The following is a 15625-nucleotide window of genomic DNA, read 5'->3' on the forward strand; positions in this document are numbered from 1 at the left end:
GAGAGCGGGTTTGGTACCCGGTTGAGTCGACTTGTTCATCGGTTTCAGCACCGCTTCCGAATTCAAGGACTTCACCATGGCTGATTATCCGGATGTCGAAGGCAGCGCCAAGCCGGCTGCCGCGTCGATCGAGGCCAGCAGCCTGCGCGACCAATTGGCGACGATCAAGCAGGCGCTGGCGACCTCGCCGATCCGCAAACACCTGCTCTGGGCCTGCGTCGGCATAGTCGCCGTCATTGTGGCAACCTCGATCGGGCAGGTTCTGCTCAATCGCTGGAACGAGCCCTTCTATGACGCGCTGGCTCGGCGCGACATGCAGGGTTTCCTGCACCAGCTTCTGGTCTTTGCCGCCATCGCCGGCGGGCTTTTGGTGCTAAATATCGGCCAGACCTGGCTCGACCAGATGATCCGGCTGAAGCTGCGTGAGGCGTTGACCCTCGATCTGATCGGTGAATGGATGCGGCCGGCGCGCGCCTTCCGGCTCGCCAACGCCGGCGCCATCGGCGTCAACCCTGACCAGCGGCTGCAGCAGGATGCCGGACACCTCTCCGACCTTTCCACCGGTCTCGGCATAGGGCTGTTGCAGTCGTTCATTCTGCTTGTTTCGTTCGTCGGCGTCTTATGGTCGCTGTCATCGGGCTTCGTCTTCCATATCGGCGGCTATTCGCTGGCCATTCCGGGCTACATGGTGTGGGCCGCGATCCTCTATGCCGGCACCGCCTCCTGGCTGAGCTGGCTGGTCGGACGGCCGCTCATCCGCTTCAACAGCGACCGCTATACGCGTGAGGCGGAGCTGCGCTCCTCGGTGGTCCGCGTCAACGAGAATGTCGATGCCATCGCGCTTGCGCATGGCGAGGCCGACGCCAGGCGACGGCTCGAGTTCGACCTCGGCACGGTGCTGGGCGCGATGCGGCGCATCTACAGCGCCCAGATCAATCTTTCCTGGGTGACGGACACCTATGGCTGGATCACCGTCGTCGCGCCGATCCTCGTCGCCTCGCCGGTCTATTTCGCCGGCGATATCAGCTTCGGCGGGCTGATGATGGCTGTTGGCGCCTTCAACCAGGTGCATGCCTCGTTGCGCTGGTTCATCAACAATATCGGCGGCATCGCCGATTGGCGCGCCACGCTGATGCGCGTCGCCGATTTCCGCATCGCGCTCGGTGAAACGGATGTGCTGCACGACACCGAAGAACGCATCATGATCGGCGAAAATCCGTATGGCAGGCTGACATTCGAGAATCTCGAGGTTGCGTCGCGGGACGGATGTACGAAGCTCGCCGAACCCCATGTCGAAATCCGCGCCGGCGAGCGCGTCATGATCACCGGAGATCCGCGCGCCGGCAAGACGCTGTTCTTTCGCGCCATTGCCGGTCTGTGGCCGTGGGGAAGCGGGCGGATCGGCATGCCGGCCGGAGAGGTGCCCGCCTTCGTTCCCCGCAAGCCCTATTTCCCGCTCGGCACGCTGCGCGAGGTACTCAACCACGCCGATGCCGCGGTCAGCGACGCCGAGATCTCGGCGGTGCTTGCCGAGGTCGGTCTCGGGCGTCTGTCGTCCTCGCTCGACCGCTCGGCGCGCTGGGAGCGCGAATTGAGCGATGACGAGCAGCGCCTGCTTGCCTTTGCCCGACTGGTCTTGCGGCAGCCGAAATGGGTGATCATCGACGAGGCTTTGGACACGTTCGACGGCGCAACGCTGAGGCGGGTGCTGTCGATGCTGGAGGCGCGTCTCGCCGAGGCCGCGATCCTCAACATCGGCCGTGGCCAGCAGAACATTGAATTCTTTCCACGCTCATTGGCGATCGTGAAAGACGTCGAGCGGCCGGCTCTCAAGCCAGTCAGTGTCAGGGCCGGTGCGATCGAACCACCCCCGGCCGTCGCCGCAGCCTACCAAGAGACGTAGCCGACTATGCGCAGCCAAGCTTTATTTCGCCGTGATCGCGGCGAAAGATCGCCGGTATAGTTCGGAAGCCTGCGGCGTTGGAACGATGCTTGACGCGTTTAAAGCGCGTCCCGTTGAAGAGATTCATGCGACACGCTTTAAGCCTTTGTTTCTTTGCATGTCGCCACCCCAAAACCGCTGCGCACTTTTGGGCGACATGCATTAGCCTGCTTGCCTGCCTCGCCTGCGCCCAGGCAGCGCCACTGGCCACGCCCGCCGATACCATTGCAGTGGACGTCGAACTGGTGCTGGCGGTCGACATTTCGCACTCCATGGACGAAAAGGAATTCGCCCTGCAGCGCGCCGGCTACGTCGAGGCGCTGCGCCACCCCGACTTCATCAATGCGGTGCGTTCGGGCGTGACCGGCCGCATCGCGCTGGCCTATTTCGAATGGGCAGGCACCGTGCGCGACGATGCGGTCATTGCATGGCAGGTCATCGACAATGCTGAGAGCGCCAACGCTTTCGCCGACAAGATCGAGGCGCGCCCGTTCAGGAGCTTTCGCGGCACCTCGATTTCCGGTGCGCTCGCCTTCGGCGCCAAGCTTTTGGATGGAGCCGCTTTCGACGCGACGCGCAGCGTCATCGACATTTCAGGCGATGGCCCCAACAATACCGGGATGCCCGTCACCACGACACGCGACGCCGCGGTGGCAAAGGACATCATCGTCAACGGCCTGCCGATCCTGATCAGCCCGTCGCCCAGCTTCAGCCATCTCGATCAATATTATGCCGAGTGCGTTACCGGCGGGCCAGGCTCCTTCGTGCTCCCGGTCTATGCCGCTTCCGAATTCGTGACCGCCATACGCCGCAAGCTGGTCCTGGAGGTCAGCGGTGTTGCCGGTCCCGGCGCCGATCCCGGATCGATCCGGGTCGATGCGGCAGCACCGGTTGACTGTTTGCAAGGCGAGCGCGATCGGCGGTTTTTCTCCGATCCGTATTTTCCGGAACTTAATCGCTAGGTCTCCGGACTCTTGCCGGCCGCGCGCCATATGCGACGGCCGTTATCGCTTCAGCAGGAATACTGCTTGCTGGCCAAAGAAGTTCCAGAACCACCATGGCATCGAGAGGCCGATTTTCTGGCCATTGGCGTCGAGCGCGGTTGCCTTTTCCACCGTTGCGCCGAGCTCATCACAGAGATTGACGAAGTCGCGGATGGTGCAGAAATGGATGTTGGGCGTGTCGTACCAGGAATAGGGCAGGTCCTTGGTCACCGGCATCCGCCCTTGGAGGAACAGCGAAAGGCGCACCCGCCAGTGGCCGAAATTGGGGAAGGAGACGATGGCGTGCTTGCCGATCCTGAGCAATTCGTCGAGCACCAGCTTCGGGTTGCGGGTCGCCTGCAAGGTCTGCGACAGGACGACGAAATCAAAACCCTTGTCGGGATAGAATTTGAGATCCTTGTCGGCGTCGCCCTGGATGACGGACAGGCCGCGCGCCACGCATTCGTTGACGCCGCGCTGCGACAGTTCCATCCCGCGGCCGTCGACCTGCTTCGTCGCCTGCAGCAATTCGAGCAGCAGGCCATCGCCGGAGCCGACGTCCAGCACCCGTGACTGGGCCGGGATGAGATCGGCGACGACTTCGAGGTCGACGCGCTGGGCGTGGTTGACGCTCATGATCTCGCCTTTTGCTTGGCGCATGACTTTGATCCGAAAAGTCTGCAACTTTTCGGGGCCATGCGCTGCCTGGCACATGATCCCGGTCCGAAAAGTCTGCAACTTTTCGGGGTCATGCGCTGACGCCTGGCGCAAGATGCCGGTCCGGAACGTCTGCGCCTTTTCAGGATCATGCGCTGAGCCCCCTGGCGCGAGCCGCCGAGGCGATGAAGCCGTTGATGGCCGCGAACAGCTGCGGCTCGTCGAGCAGGAAGGCGTCGTGGCCGCGATCGGTCTCGATCTCGACGAAGGACACCGAGGCGCCGGCCGCGTTCAGCGCGTGAACGACCGAGCGGCTCTCCTCGGTCGGGAACAGCCAGTCACTGGTGAAGGAGACCAGGCAGAAACGGGTCCTGGTGCCGGCAAAGGCGTCGGCCAGCCGGCCGCCATGGTCGGCGGCGAGGTCGAAATAGTCCATCGCCCGGGTCATGTAGAGATAGGAGTTGGCGTCGAAGCGGTCGACGAAGGTCATGCCCTGATGGCGCAGATAGCTCTCGATCTGGAAGTCGGCATCGAAACCGAAGGTGAGCGCTTCACGGTCCTGCAGATTGCGGCCAAACTTCCGGTGCAGGGCCGCTTCCGACAGGTAAGTGATGTGAGCGGCCATGCGTGCCACGGCCAGCCCCTTTTCCGGGCGCTTGCCCTGCTCGAAATATTTGCCGCCATGCCAGTCCGGATCGGCCATCACCGCTTGCCGGCCGACCTCATGGAAGGCGATGTTCTGCGAGGAATGGCGCGCGCCAGTGGCGATCGGCAGCGCCGAGAAAACGCGCTCCGGATAGCTCGACGCCCATTGCAGCACCTGCATGCCGCCCATCGAGCCGCCGAGCACCGAGAATAGTTTTTCGATGCCGAAATGGTCGACCAGCATCAACTGCGCCCGCACCATGTCGCGGATGGTGATGATCGGCAGGTCGAGCCCGTAGGGCTTGCCGGTGGCGGGATTGGTCGAGGCGGGGCCGGTCGAGCCGAGGCAGCCGCCGATGACATTTGAGCAGATGACGAAGAAACGGCTGGTGTCGATGATCTTGCCGGGGCCGATCAGCACTTCCCACCAGCCTGGCTTGCCGGTCACTGGATTGGTGCTGGCGACATGCTGGTCGCCGGTCAGTGCATGGCAGACGAGGATGGCGTTGGAGCGGGCGTCGTTGAGCATGCCGTAAGTCTTGTAGGCGATCTGGAACGGTGACAGCAGCGTGCCGGCATCGAGCTTGAGCGGTTTGTCGGCACCGAAACGCAACACCGGGCTCGACGGCTCGTCGGCCTCGTTGTTGGTTCTTTTCGTGCGCAGCGCGACCATCGCATCCTCATACATTAACCCATCGCGCTTTTCCGAAAATCGGAACCGATTTTCGGGTCGATGCGATTGTCCGGCCGGCTACGGACAATAAAAAAACCGGCATTGCCTTCGCAAAGCCGGTTACAGGATGCAAACGGCCCTTTAGCGAGTTGTTTAACGTGGCTGCAAGCCGACCGGCCAAATCACCACGGGATTTCGCCTTTCTTCTAGGACCGGCGCGCCTCGGCGTCAACGGCCAGTCGCTTGCCGCCTCTCGACATTCCAGGCCACGGCTTGTATTTCCGCTGCGGCTTCTAGTGTGGCGAATCCGAAATTCGCATCGCGTTGGAGCAGCGCAGTGGGCGAATTTCGGATTCGCCACACTGACAAACCAATAAATTCTAGTGTGCTGGATTTGAAGTTCCTGAGCGCTGATGCCACCAAAATGGCAGGTACTTCAAATCCACCACACTAGGCGGAAGCGTTTTCGACGGATTTTTGCGATATGAACCAGGCATCGGATCAGGCACGTCCAACGCCCCGCGCGGGGATCATGGACATCGAAGCCTATGTGCCGGGCAAAAGCACGGCGCCGGCCGGCGTTGCCAAGGTCCACAAACTGTCGTCGAACGAGAACCCGCTCGGCCCCTCGCCGAAGGCGATAGAAGCCGCGCGCGACGTTGCGGCCAAACTCGACATATATCCCGACGGCACTGCCAGGCGCCTGCGGGAAGCGATCGCCGAGGTGCATGGCCTAAACCCAGCCAACATTATTTGTTCCAACGGTTCCGACGAGATTCTGGGCCTGCTTGCGCAGACCTATCTCGCGCCCGGCGATGAAGCTGTTATCACCGAACACGGCTTCATGGTCTACAAGATCTACATCCAGTCGGCAGGTGCTGTCCCGGTGTCGGTCAAGGAAACCAATGAGCGCGCCGACGTCGATGCGATCCTCGCCGCGGTGACGCCGCGTACCAGGATCATCTTCCTCGCCAATCCCAACAACCCGACCGGCACCTATTTGCCGTTCCAGGGCGTGCGCCGCCTGCATGCCGGCCTGCCTCGAAATGTGCTTCTGGTACTGGATGCAGCCTATGCCGAATATGTCCGCCGCAACGATTATGAAGCCGGCGTCGAACTGGTGGCCGGTGTGGAAAACGTGGTCATGACCCGCACCTTCTCCAAGCTCGGCCTCGGCGGCGCGCGGGTCGGCTGGATGTACGCACCGATGCATATCATCGATGCGATCAACCGCGTGCGGGGTCCCTTCAACGTCAACGCGACCGCGATCGAGGCCGGCATTGCCGCGATCCGCGACCGCGCCCATATCGAGCGCAGCGTGGCGCATAATGAAACCTGGCTGCGATGGGTGAGCGAGGAATTGACCAAGCTCGGACTGCGGGTGACGCCGAGCGTCGGCAATTTCGTCCTCATCCACTTTCCCGAGGACAAAAAGCACTCGGCGGCGGCTGCGGACGATTACCTCTCCGCGCGCGGCTATATATTGCGGCGCGTTTCCGGCTACGGCTTCCCCAATGCACTGCGCATGAGCATCGGCACCGAAGAGGCCAATCGCGGCGTTGTCGCCGCCCTCGCGACATTTCTGAAAAGCTAGAAAACCATGACATCACCGATGTTCGAAAAGATCGCGCTGGTCGGCATCGGCCTGATCGGCTCGTCGCTGGCCCGCGTAATCCATCGCGAAGGCCTTGCCCGCCACATCGCCATCTCGACGCGCAGCGAAACGACGCTGGCGCGGGCGAGGGAACTCGACCTCGGCTCCTCCTACGCGATGGATGCGAAAGATGCGGTCCGCGATGCCGACCTGGTTATCGTTTCGGTGCCGGTCGGCTCTTCGGGCGAGGTCGCCGAGGAAATCGCACCGGCGCTGAAGCAGGGCGCGATCCTCACCGATGTCGGCTCGACCAAGGCGTCGGTCATTGCGCAGATGCAGCCGCATGTGCCTGCCGGCGTGCATTTCATTCCCGGCCATCCACTGGCCGGCACTGAAAAATCGGGTCCGGACGCCGGCTTTGCCGAACTGTTCGAAAACCGCTGGTGCATCTTCACGCCGCTGCCCGGCACTGATCCGGCCGCATTGGAAAAGCTCTCGGAATTCTGGCGCCGCTGCGGCTCCAACATTGACACGATGGATCCCCAGCATCACGACATGACATTGGCCATCGTCTCGCATTTGCCGCACATCATCGCCTATAATATCGTCGGCACCGCCGACGACCTGGAGTCGGTGACCAAGTCCGAGGTGATCAAATATTCGGCCTCCGGCTTTCGCGACTTCACCCGTCTGGCCGCCTCCGACCCGACCATGTGGCGCGACGTTTGCCTGCACAACAAGGACGCCATCCTCGAAATGCTTGCGCGGTTCTCGGAAGATCTGGCCTCGCTGCAGCGGGCGATCCGCTGGGGCGACGGCGAAAAACTGTACGACCTGTTCACCCGCACCCGCGCCGTCCGCCGCTCGATCATCGAGGCCGGCCAGGACATCGATGTACCGGACTTTGGCCGGCAGGCAGTCGAGCACCCAGCCAAGCAGTAGCCTGTCTCGACCGCCCGGCCGTCAGTCCGCCGGCCAGTGAGCCGCCATCATCGCCAGCGTCTCGGCCCTGTCCGGCGCGCCCAGCCTGCCGCCGAAGCGCTGGCATTTGAGCGCGGCGGCGGCGCTGGCAAAGCGCAATATCCGTTCGATCGGCATGGCTTCCGCCAGTCCAACGGCAAAGGCGCCGTGAAACACGTCGCCGGCGGCAAGCGTATCCACTGCCTTGATCCTTGGCGCCGCGACATGGCGCACGGAACCCGCCGAGCGGTCGAACCACCAGCTTCCCGCCGCGCCGCCCGTCACCGCGACGAATGCATCGGTGCGCCTGGCCAGCGCTTCACAGGCCTCTTGCGGACCTTGCTCCTCGCCGCAGAGGATGAACGCCGCCGGCTCTGACGCGACGATGTGCGAGGCGAGCGGAAACAGCCATTCCAGCACGTCCCGTGGCGCGGTGTCGGCGTCCAGTATGGCCGGACGGCCGATTGCGCGCGCCGCCGTCAAAGCCAGAGCTGCCGCGCCTGGCCAGCGCACATCGACCAGGACGGCGTCGAATGCGGTGAGGTCCTGTGTGGGGAGCGCCTCGGGGTCGGCCTGGGCGAGCTTGTCATAGAAAGGAACGATGATGCGCTCGCCATGCGTGTCGACCAAGATGGCCGACAGTGCCGACCTCGCGCCGATGATGCGCCGGACAAAGCTGCAATCGACGCCCTCGGCCTCGATCCCGGCGACCAGCTGATCGCCGACGAGGTCGTCTCCCGCGCTCGCCCACAGCGATACGTCCGCGCCGAGGCGGCGTGCGGCGCAGGCCGCGCTCGAAGCCATGCCCGAGGCGATCTGGACGCCGTCGGACGCGATGAACTTGCCCTGGCGCACCGGAAGCGTGTCGACGCGAAGGATCGTATCGAGCGTCAGCGCGCCAACACTCAGGAGCTTCACCGGGCGGTTCATCCATCTTCCTGTTTGATCATGATCTTTTCCGAACTGGAGGTTCGCAATCACGGTCTAATCGACCGGCTTGATCCTGCCCAGCGGGATAAAACCGAGCGACGCCCTGCCCCTGACGATCCGCAGCGGCATCGACGGTTCGTTGCCAAGCAGCGCCAGCCCAGCAAAGCCTGTTTTGATCTGGCTCTTTTGCTCGGGAATGGCCTTGCCGAGGATTGCCGCCACGGCCTTGGGATCGCTGAGCTTGATCATCAGGTCGGCGTCGATCAGCCCGTCGGCATCGACCGAAACTGTTCCGGAAACGGTGACGTGCGCGGTCCCCGACGACAGATCGAGCTTGCCGATATCCACCGCCTGGCCGCGCAGGCTCTCTGTTTGTGTCTTGATCAGCGCCACGCCGTTCTTCAGCGTCACGTCGCCACTGCCGTCGAGCGGCGGCAACACGCGGCCATCGATCGCCGCTGGATCGATTTCGAGATTGGTGAAACTCCCGGCATAGTCGATGTCCTGGCCGTTCGGATGCAACTGTCCGGTCGCTGTCCCGGCGCTGAACAGCTCGACCGGGTCAGTGCCATCCGCCGGATCGGTCTGGGCTGACAGGCCCTCGGCCTCCAGCGAAACGCGCCGGGGCAGGGGCCAGGACAGTTTGACGTTCGCTCGCAGATTGTCCCAGTCGATCCACAGCGGCGCCATCCCAGGCAGGGAGGTCCTGAGCGGGCCCCGCAGGTCGGCGCCAGGCGACAGGATCTGGGTGATGTGCGTAGCCGCGTGGAGGCTGCCGAGCGAGGCGGCGACGTTCCTGGTGTCGTCCTGATAAGCCAGGCTGTCGCAGGAAACGGCGAAGCTCGAGGGATAGCCGCTCACCGTGAGATTCGCGCACTCCGCCTCGATGCCATTGCCCTCGAGCTCGGCCACCGCTTTGTCGGCTTCGCTCTTGACCTTGTCTGCCAGGTAGAACCAGCCGGCGCTGTAAAGGCCGAACAGCACGACGATGAAAGCGGCAAGCCAGAACAGCCGGCGGAGGAAATTCGGCGGACTCTCGTCACTTGACGTCATGCTACAGCTCTCGCTAGCGCGTGTTGCAGAGGGGACTGTCGTTTCCGGCAACATCAGGTAGACGGAGACGGATTGAAAAAACACCGATTCCAGTGCGGTGCTGCAACCAGGCTTGGCGATATGGGCGATTTTTGGGTTTTTGGCTATGGTTCGCTGATCTGGCGGCCGGGATTTGCGCATGTCGAGACGCGGCGCGCCCGCCTTCACGGCTACCGCCGCTCGCTGTGCGTCTACTCCTTCGTGCATCGCGGCACGCGCGAACGGCCCGGCCTGGTGCTCGGCCTCGACCGTGGCGGCTCCTGCATCGGGCTGGCTTTCCGCGTCCCCGGCGATCTGCGCAACGAGGTCATCACCTATCTGCGCGAGCGCGAGCTGGTCACCAATGTCTATCTCGAGCGCATGCTTAGCATTCGCCTCGACAAGAACGAGAAGGATGGGGGCGAGACGGACGGCGGCGAGACGGTCTCGGCAGTCGCCTATGTCGTCGACCGTGGCCACGAGCAATATGCCGGCGCGCTCGATGCGGCGGATGCGGCGACCGTCGTTCGCGGTGCCGTCGGCCAGTCGGGAAAGAACGAGGACTACGTGTCCAGCACGCTGGAGCACCTCGAGGCGCTGGGGATCCGCGACCACTGGCTGGAGGAGATAGCGAAACGGATCGGATCGTGATCTTTTTTCGTGGTTTGACCCGAAAACCGGTTCCCGCTTTTTGCTTCGCTGACTTTCGGTTCGGGATCTTGGTCCGGGCTACATCCTGAAAATCTGTTTTCCGAGATCGGCGCGATCCAGGCTGTTTGTCACGGCGAGCTCGAACTCCGCCAGCGGATGGATGCCGCCGACAGGGACATGGAAATCGGCTTGGCCGAAAATCTCGACAATCTCTCGCAACACCGGCCGGTCGGCTTCGACAGGCGGCGAAAAGAAGTAGCGGTAGATGTTTGCCCTGATCTCGACGCCGCTCAGCAGCACGTCGAAATTGTGCAGTTCGAAACGCTCGGCGCTCATGCCGCCATTGATGACCATCTGCCCGCCCATCGCGAGGGCGCGGATCAATTCGCCACTGACGGGTCCGCCGACATTATCGATGATCCCGTTCAGCCCGGCGCCGCCGGTCATTTCCATGACCGCTTCCCTGATACCGACCTTCAAACCCGACAGATCGAGGATGGCGGTGGCACCAAGCCGCTTCAGGTCGAGCCTGTCGTGAGAGCGTCGCACGAGCGCGATCACGTTGATGCCGCGCCGTTGGGCGAACTGCATCACCATCGTCGAAACCGATGAATAGCCGGCGGTGACGGCCAGCCACTGTCCAGGCTGCACACGCGAATCCGCCAGCAGGTCCCAGGCGGTGATGGGGTTCACCATCTGCCCGGCGCGTTCGACCGGGTAGTTGGTGGGTAGCGGGATCAGCCATTCGGCCGGAACGGGCGCATATTCGGCCCAGCTATTGTAGTAGCTGAATGCGACAAGCGTGCCCGGTTTCAAAGCGACGTTCGCGCCCACGGCCTCGACAATGCCGGCGCCATGATTTCCGGCGATCTGCCGGGGGAAATGCGGCTTCTTCGGTTCGGGATAGAGGTTCTGGATGAACAGGAAGTCGCCAGGGTTGACCGAGGCGGAGACCATCCTGACCAGCACCTCGCCGTCGTCAATTCGCGGCATGGGCATGTCGTGCAGATAGAGCACGTCCCGCGGCGAGCCGATTGCGTCGAATACGATTGCTTTCATGGCGGTCTCCAATAGCGGGCGATCTGGGGCAAGCAGCCTGGACATTCATCAGATTGCAGCACCGATGTTTGCATCGGCGTCGCGGAACCTAAGGCCGCTGGCAAAAATCGGAATTGGCAGATTTGACAATCTATGTGCTAAACTTGCCATAGCTGCTCAAAGGAGCCATCTTGGACAATCTTCCCGTCCACGCCGTGATCTGGCTGCCGTCGACGTTCTATTCGGCTGTCGCCGCGACGCTTGTCGAAATGTTCGAGCTGGTGAACACCATTCGCGGCGCGCCGGCGATTTCCTTCGAATTCGTAGCGCGGCAGGCCGACGCCACGACGACGCCTGGAATTTCCTTTCACACCAGACGCGAACCGTCGCAGCGCATGGACCTGCTGATCCTGCTGGCCATGCCCGGCATACAAATCCCGGAGCTTGTTGCCGCGCTGGAGGAAGAGAGCCGCCACGCCGCGCCGCTTATCGCAAGTGCGCGGCGCGACGGCGCCATCATCGCCGCGCATTGCGGGGCCGGATACTTTCTGGCAGACGCCGGTCTTCTCGACCGAAAGCGCGCGACGATCTCCTGGTGGCTGAAGACCGATGCCCAGCGCCGCTTTCCGAAGGTGCGTTGGGACGCCTCACGTGTGCTGATCGGCGACGGACGGATCTACACTTGCGGCGGCGGCTTTTCAGGCCTGGAGCTCGGCAAGGCGCTGCTGCGGGATCTTGGCTTCGCCAGGGAGGAGCGCCTGGTTCGCAAATTGCTGGTGTTGCCGCCGTCGCGGCAGATCCAGACACCCTACGAGTTCCCGCTCACCGATCTGCTGCCTTCGCAAGAGCCGTTCCGCGACCGGCTCGAAACTTTGTCCAGCAAACAGCTCGGAGCGCTCGACCTTGCCTTCCTTAGTGCGCAACTCGGTCTGTCGCCGCGAACGCTTGCGCCGGTTTTCCGATGAATTGCACACCACTCCCGGCCGATGGATCCAGGACCGGCGCCTTGAAGCCGCGAAAACACTTCTTGAAAGCACCAAACTCGGCATTGCCGAAATCTGTTACCAGGTCGGATACCGGGATACGGCCTCATTCAGTCGGCTTTTCAACCGCGTGATCGGACTGCCGCCGGGTGAATACCGGCGCCAGAGCCAGTAGACATCGGCTGGAACTTGGAGCGCGGCGGATCGCGCGCTTGTGGAGCACTGGTCTGTCGGAAAGGTCGACCAGGCCTTTGACCTCGGTGCGGTAAGACCTAGGTTAAGCGAGGGCTTTTCGCCCCATTCTTTCCATTCCCCACGGAGATCAGTTCTGCAGAAACGTCGTCTCGGTCAAACCGACCTGTCCATCGCGCCGCTGGTTCTGGGCGGCAACGTCTTCGGCTGGACCGCCGACGAGAAAACCTCTTTCGACCTGCTCGACCGCTTCGTCGGCGCTGGCCTCAACGCCATCGACACCGCCGATTCCTATTCGCGCTGGGTTCCCGGCAACAAGGGCGGCGAATCCGAAACGATCATCGGCAAATGGATGAAGAGCCGTGGCAACCGCGACAAGGTCGTGGTGATCACCAAGGTCGGGTCGGATATGGGGCAGGGCAGGAAAGATCTCTCCGCCGCCTATGTCGAAAAGGCCATCGACGCGTCGCTGAAGCGGCTGCAGACCGATGTCGTCGATCTCTATCTGTCGCACTGGCCGGACCCGACCACCCCCTACGAAGAAACGCTCGGCGCCTACGAAAAGCTGCTCGCCAAGGGCAAGATCCGCTACGTCGGCGCCTCCAATCTCGATGCCGGCCAGTTGCGCGCCGCGCTCGATGTGGCAAGCCTGCGGGGTCTGCCGCGCTATGCGGTGCTGCAGCCGGAATACAATCTCTATGACCGCGCCGCCTTCGATGGGCCGCTCCGCGATCTGTGCATGGCCGAGGCTATCGGCGTCATCACCTATTTCAGCCTCGCCAAAGGGTTTTTGAGCGGCAAGTACCGTAGCGAAGTCGATCTCGGCAAAAGCGCGCGTGGCGACGACGTGAAGGGCTACCTCAACGCACGCGGCATGCGCATCCTGGCGGCACTCGACGCGGTGTCGGCGCGTCACGCGGCCAAGCAGGCGGAAGTGGCGCTCGCCTGGGTGATCGCGCGGCCCGGCGTCACGGCGCCGATCGCCAGCGCCACGACGCCGGACCAGGTCGACAGCCTCGTCCGCGCTGCACCATTGAGTCTCAGTCCGGACGATATCGCCGAGCTCGACAGCGCGAGTGCATAGAAGCCAGCGCGAAGCGGCGGCTTGATCAAACAGCAGCCAAGAACCGTGCGTGGCGTTTGCGCTTCCTGCGCAAACCGCTGGCCTCGCGGATTATCAATCTGACGTTCGCGGCGACGCTGGTTTTGACGACGGCGCTGGCTGTGGTTCGTAAAGACCGTCGACAAGCAGATGATTCAGGCCGGGGTATCGAAGCCCAGTTCCCTCAGCCGCTTCACCGCCGTCGGCGGCAGGGGCGGCGGGTTCGGCGCGCGGGATGCCTCGATGAGCAGCTGGTCGCAGGCGGCTTCCGTCTCGCCGATCAGCCTTTCCATGAATTCCTCCTTGCCCAACCCTGCCGGGATCGGCGGCAGGAAGCGGGCCTTGATCGTGCCGGGATAGCGCAGGAATTTCCGGCGCGGCCAGTAGAGGCCGGCGACATGGGCGACCGGCACCACCGGGACGCCAAGCTGGGTATAGAGCTCGACGATGCCGTATTTGTAGGCCGGCTCGTCGCCCGGCGCCCGCCGCGTGCCCTCGGGATAGATGATCAGCTGGCGGGGATTGCGCGCCAGCTCCTGCCTGGTCGCGGCGACCACCGCTTTCAGCGCCTTCGAGCGGCTGCCGCGGTCGACCGGGATCATCCGCATTTTCAAGATGTACCAGCCGAAGAACGGGATCCAGGTCAGTTCCCGCTTCAGGATATAGATCGGATCCTGCAGGAAAGGGAAGAAGGCGATCGCGTCCCAGAAGGACTGGTGCTTCGGCGCCAGGATGAAGGAACCCTCGGGCAGGTTTTCCTGGCCGGTGATCTCGCTTTTGGTGCCGGCGATCTTGTCGTAGAGCCACATGCTGGTGTGGGACCAGAATTTCGGCACGAACCAGGCGCGGTGGCGCGGCGACAGGAAATAGTACGGGGTCCAGAGGATCATCTGGACGATCAGATTCACGTAGAAGACGAAGTTGAACGCCAGCGAGCGGACATAAAGCATGCAGGAAGAGCCCGGTGAGGAGGTGTGCGTTGGTTACACCAAGCGCGGGCAAAAAGGAAACGGTGTGATAGCCCGTTCGTCAGGCCTGCCAGGTCGCTTGCACCAGCCGTTTCTTCAGGCGTGGGGCGGCGAAGTCGAGGAACGCACGCAGTTTCACTGGCAGCAGACCCTGGCCGGCGTGCACGAGACTGACCGGCCATGGTTGCGGCTCGAATGCCTCCAGCACGGTTCGGAGTGTGCCCGACCGTCCGGCGGCGGTCCGCTCGGCCTCGCCGACCTCGTCGAGAATGCGACGGCAGGCAGCGAGGTAGGCGTGACCCGCGTCGGTCAGCGTCAGCTGGCGCGTCGAGCGGTTCAGGAGACGTGTCTTCAGATGCCGCTCCAGGTCGGAGACCTTGCGGCTGACCGTTGCAAGTGGAATGGCGAAACGGCGTCCGGCGGCCGAAAGGCTGCCAGCCTCCGCTGCGGCGACGAACAGCGACATGGCCTCGAGGCGATCCATGCTTCTCCCGGTAAATGGAAGGATCAGTTGCAGCTATGACATCTACATCCGAAGGATGGAAGGCCTTATCTTTTGCTGACTATGGCTCGCAGCTCTGCCTGCAAAGGAGGTTCCATGAATGCTCAAGCCTTCATCAGCGATGTCGCCTTTACGCCAACCGTCAAGGCGATCCAGGCCCGCAAAGGCTCACGTGAGGCCTATGCCCGCGTCGAGGAGCGCGGCGGCTGGCAAGCTGATATCACGCCCGACCTCGCCGCCTTCATCGAGGCGCAGACCAGCGTCTTCCTGTCGACGGCCAATGGTGACGGCCAGCCCTATATCCAGCATCGCGGCGGGCCGGCCGGCTTCCTCAAGGTGCTCGACAAGCGGATGATCGGCTTCGCCGATTTCTCCGGCAACAGGCAATTCATTACCCAGGGCAATCTGGACGACAACCCCCGCGCTTTCCTGTTCCTGATCGACTATGCGCACCGGCAGCGCATCAAGATCTGGGGCAGTGCGCACGTCGTGGAGGACGACGCCGAACTGATGGCGAAGCTGATGCCGGAAGGCTACAAGGCGCGCCCCGAGCAAATCATCCTGTTCACGGTTTCGGCTTGGGATTCCAATTGCCCGCAGCATATTCCACAACGATTCGAAGCGGCCGATTTGGCGGCGGCGCTGGCCGAGCGGGACAAGCGTATCGAATGGCTCGAACAGGAGATCGCGCGCCTGCGCGGAGCTTCAAGCGCCACGGTCAAGAATAATAACGA

15 protein-coding genes, 1 pseudogene and 1 riboswitch are annotated in these 15625 nt (G+C 62.9%); of the genes and pseudogenes, 9 read left to right on the forward strand and 7 right to left on the reverse strand.

Annotated elements, in window-relative coordinates; translation table 11 throughout:
• Window positions 1–76 precede the first annotated feature (76 nt).
• Together NKH36_RS22410 and NKH36_RS22415 are read left to right on the forward strand one after the other, a co-directional pair.
• A complete protein-coding gene (locus NKH36_RS22410; RefSeq protein WP_352962061.1) occupies window positions 77–1903 on the forward strand; it encodes an ABC transporter ATP-binding protein/permease in 1827 nt (608 codons plus the stop codon).
• Window positions 1904–2103: 200 nt separating this feature from the next.
• A complete protein-coding gene (locus NKH36_RS22415; RefSeq protein ID WP_352962191.1) occupies window positions 2104–2904 on the forward strand; it encodes a DUF1194 domain-containing protein in 801 nt (266 codons plus the stop codon).
• Between the two features lie 42 nt (window positions 2905–2946).
• Here NKH36_RS22415 and metW read toward each other — a convergent pair whose 3' ends face one another.
• Window positions 2947–3561: a methionine biosynthesis protein MetW gene (gene metW / locus NKH36_RS22420; protein ID WP_352962189.1), complete on the reverse strand. Its 615-nt coding sequence runs from the start codon at window positions 3559–3561 to the stop codon at window positions 2947–2949.
• Between the two features lie 169 nt (window positions 3562–3730).
• On the reverse strand, window positions 3731–4900 hold the full coding sequence (gene metX, locus NKH36_RS22425; protein ID WP_352962186.1) for a homoserine O-acetyltransferase MetX: 1170 nt from the start codon (window positions 4898–4900) through the stop codon (window positions 3731–3733).
• A 121-nt stretch (window positions 4901–5021) separates the two neighbouring features.
• Window positions 5022–5099: riboswitch (SAM riboswitch) on the reverse strand.
• A gap of 285 nt (window positions 5100–5384) precedes the next feature.
• On the opposite strand from metX, the gene hisC reads away from it, so the two are divergent.
• Both hisC and NKH36_RS22435 read left to right on the forward strand, forming a co-directional pair.
• Window positions 5385–6494: a histidinol-phosphate transaminase gene (gene hisC, locus NKH36_RS22430; protein WP_352961909.1), complete on the forward strand. Its 1110-nt coding sequence runs from the start codon at window positions 5385–5387 to the stop codon at window positions 6492–6494.
• A gap of 6 nt (window positions 6495–6500) precedes the next feature.
• Entirely contained in the window at window positions 6501–7436 is a 936-nt protein-coding gene (locus tag NKH36_RS22435; RefSeq protein ID WP_352961912.1) for a prephenate/arogenate dehydrogenase family protein, read from the forward strand.
• Between the two features lie 21 nt (window positions 7437–7457).
• Here the strand turns inward: NKH36_RS22435 and NKH36_RS22440 are convergent, their stop codons facing one another.
• Window positions 7458–8384: a sugar kinase gene (locus NKH36_RS22440; RefSeq protein WP_352961915.1), complete on the reverse strand. Its 927-nt coding sequence runs from the start codon at window positions 8382–8384 to the stop codon at window positions 7458–7460.
• 54 nt (window positions 8385–8438) lie between these two features.
• A complete protein-coding gene (locus tag NKH36_RS22445) occupies window positions 8439–9437 on the reverse strand; it encodes a DUF2125 domain-containing protein (protein WP_352961918.1) in 999 nt (332 codons plus the stop codon).
• Window positions 9438–9557: 120 nt separating this feature from the next.
• On the opposite strand from NKH36_RS22445, the gene NKH36_RS22450 reads away from it, so the two are divergent.
• Window positions 9558–10106 carry a gamma-glutamylcyclotransferase gene (locus NKH36_RS22450; protein ID WP_352962049.1) on the forward strand — a complete coding sequence of 183 codons (549 nt, stop codon included), beginning with the start codon at window positions 9558–9560 and terminating at the stop codon, window positions 10104–10106.
• 78 nt (window positions 10107–10184) lie between these two features.
• Here NKH36_RS22450 and NKH36_RS22455 read toward each other — a convergent pair whose 3' ends face one another.
• Entirely contained in the window at window positions 10185–11165 is a 981-nt protein-coding gene (locus NKH36_RS22455; RefSeq protein WP_352961921.1) for a quinone oxidoreductase family protein, read from the reverse strand.
• Window positions 11166–11335: 170 nt separating this feature from the next.
• Between NKH36_RS22455 and NKH36_RS22460 the strand changes: the two genes are divergently transcribed.
• The 3 genes from NKH36_RS22460 (at window position 11336) to NKH36_RS22470 (ending at window position 13403) form a co-directional block, all read left to right on the forward strand.
• Window positions 11336–12109 carry a helix-turn-helix domain-containing protein gene (locus NKH36_RS22460; protein WP_352961924.1) on the forward strand — a complete coding sequence of 258 codons (774 nt, stop codon included), beginning with the start codon at window positions 11336–11338 and terminating at the stop codon, window positions 12107–12109.
• On the forward strand, window positions 12060–12302 hold the full coding sequence (locus tag NKH36_RS22465; RefSeq protein ID WP_352961927.1) for a helix-turn-helix domain-containing protein: 243 nt from the start codon (window positions 12060–12062) through the stop codon (window positions 12300–12302). Before NKH36_RS22460 ends, NKH36_RS22465 begins: the two co-directional genes overlap by 50 nt.
• Window positions 12303–12455: 153 nt before the next feature.
• On the forward strand, window positions 12456–13403 hold the full coding sequence (locus tag NKH36_RS22470) for an aldo/keto reductase (protein WP_352962052.1): 948 nt from the start codon (window positions 12456–12458) through the stop codon (window positions 13401–13403).
• A gap of 173 nt (window positions 13404–13576) precedes the next feature.
• Here the strand turns inward: NKH36_RS22470 and NKH36_RS22475 are convergent, their stop codons facing one another.
• Window positions 13577–14371, reverse strand: coding sequence for a lysophospholipid acyltransferase family protein (locus NKH36_RS22475; protein WP_352961930.1), 795 nt, complete (start codon window positions 14369–14371; stop codon window positions 13577–13579).
• A 79-nt stretch (window positions 14372–14450) separates the two neighbouring features.
• Window positions 14451–14873, reverse strand: coding sequence for a LysR family transcriptional regulator (locus tag NKH36_RS22480; RefSeq protein ID WP_352961932.1), 423 nt, complete (start codon window positions 14871–14873; stop codon window positions 14451–14453).
• 114 nt (window positions 14874–14987) lie between these two features.
• On the opposite strand from NKH36_RS22480, the pseudogene NKH36_RS22485 reads away from it, so the two are divergent.
• Window positions 14988–15605, forward strand: a pseudogene (locus tag NKH36_RS22485) (pyridoxamine 5'-phosphate oxidase family protein); the annotation flags it as partial.
• Window positions 15606–15625 lie beyond the last annotated feature (20 nt).

Origin of the sequence: Mesorhizobium sp. M1312, from assembly GCF_040318115.1 — a bacterium.
In the GTDB taxonomy this organism is placed as follows: Bacteria; Pseudomonadota; Alphaproteobacteria; order Rhizobiales; family Rhizobiaceae; genus Mesorhizobium.

What these genes read in the sequence shown, in the direction of transcription:
- NKH36_RS22410 (WP_352962061.1), top strand. Translation starts at nt 77, where the DNA reads ATGGCTGATTATCCGGATGTCGAAGGCAGCGCCAAGCCGGCTGCCGCG.
- metW (WP_352962189.1), bottom strand. Translation starts at nt 3,561, where the DNA reads ATGAGCGTCAACCACGCCCAGCGCGTCGACCTCGAAGTCGTCGCCGAT.
- metX (WP_352962186.1), bottom strand. Translation starts at nt 4,900, where the DNA reads ATGGTCGCGCTGCGCACGAAAAGAACCAACAACGAGGCCGACGAGCCG.
- hisC (WP_352961909.1), top strand. Translation starts at nt 5,385, where the DNA reads ATGAACCAGGCATCGGATCAGGCACGTCCAACGCCCCGCGCGGGGATC.
- NKH36_RS22435 (WP_352961912.1), top strand. Translation starts at nt 6,501, where the DNA reads ATGACATCACCGATGTTCGAAAAGATCGCGCTGGTCGGCATCGGCCTG.
- NKH36_RS22440 (WP_352961915.1), bottom strand. Translation starts at nt 8,384, where the DNA reads ATGAACCGCCCGGTGAAGCTCCTGAGTGTTGGCGCGCTGACGCTCGAT.
- NKH36_RS22445 (WP_352961918.1), bottom strand. Translation starts at nt 9,437, where the DNA reads ATGACGTCAAGTGACGAGAGTCCGCCGAATTTCCTCCGCCGGCTGTTC.
- NKH36_RS22450 (WP_352962049.1), top strand. Translation starts at nt 9,558, where the DNA reads ATGGGCGATTTTTGGGTTTTTGGCTATGGTTCGCTGATCTGGCGGCCG.
- NKH36_RS22455 (WP_352961921.1), bottom strand. Translation starts at nt 11,165, where the DNA reads ATGAAAGCAATCGTATTCGACGCAATCGGCTCGCCGCGGGACGTGCTC.
- NKH36_RS22475 (WP_352961930.1), bottom strand. Translation starts at nt 14,371, where the DNA reads ATGCTTTATGTCCGCTCGCTGGCGTTCAACTTCGTCTTCTACGTGAAT.
- NKH36_RS22480 (WP_352961932.1), bottom strand. Translation starts at nt 14,873, where the DNA reads ATGGATCGCCTCGAGGCCATGTCGCTGTTCGTCGCCGCAGCGGAGGCT.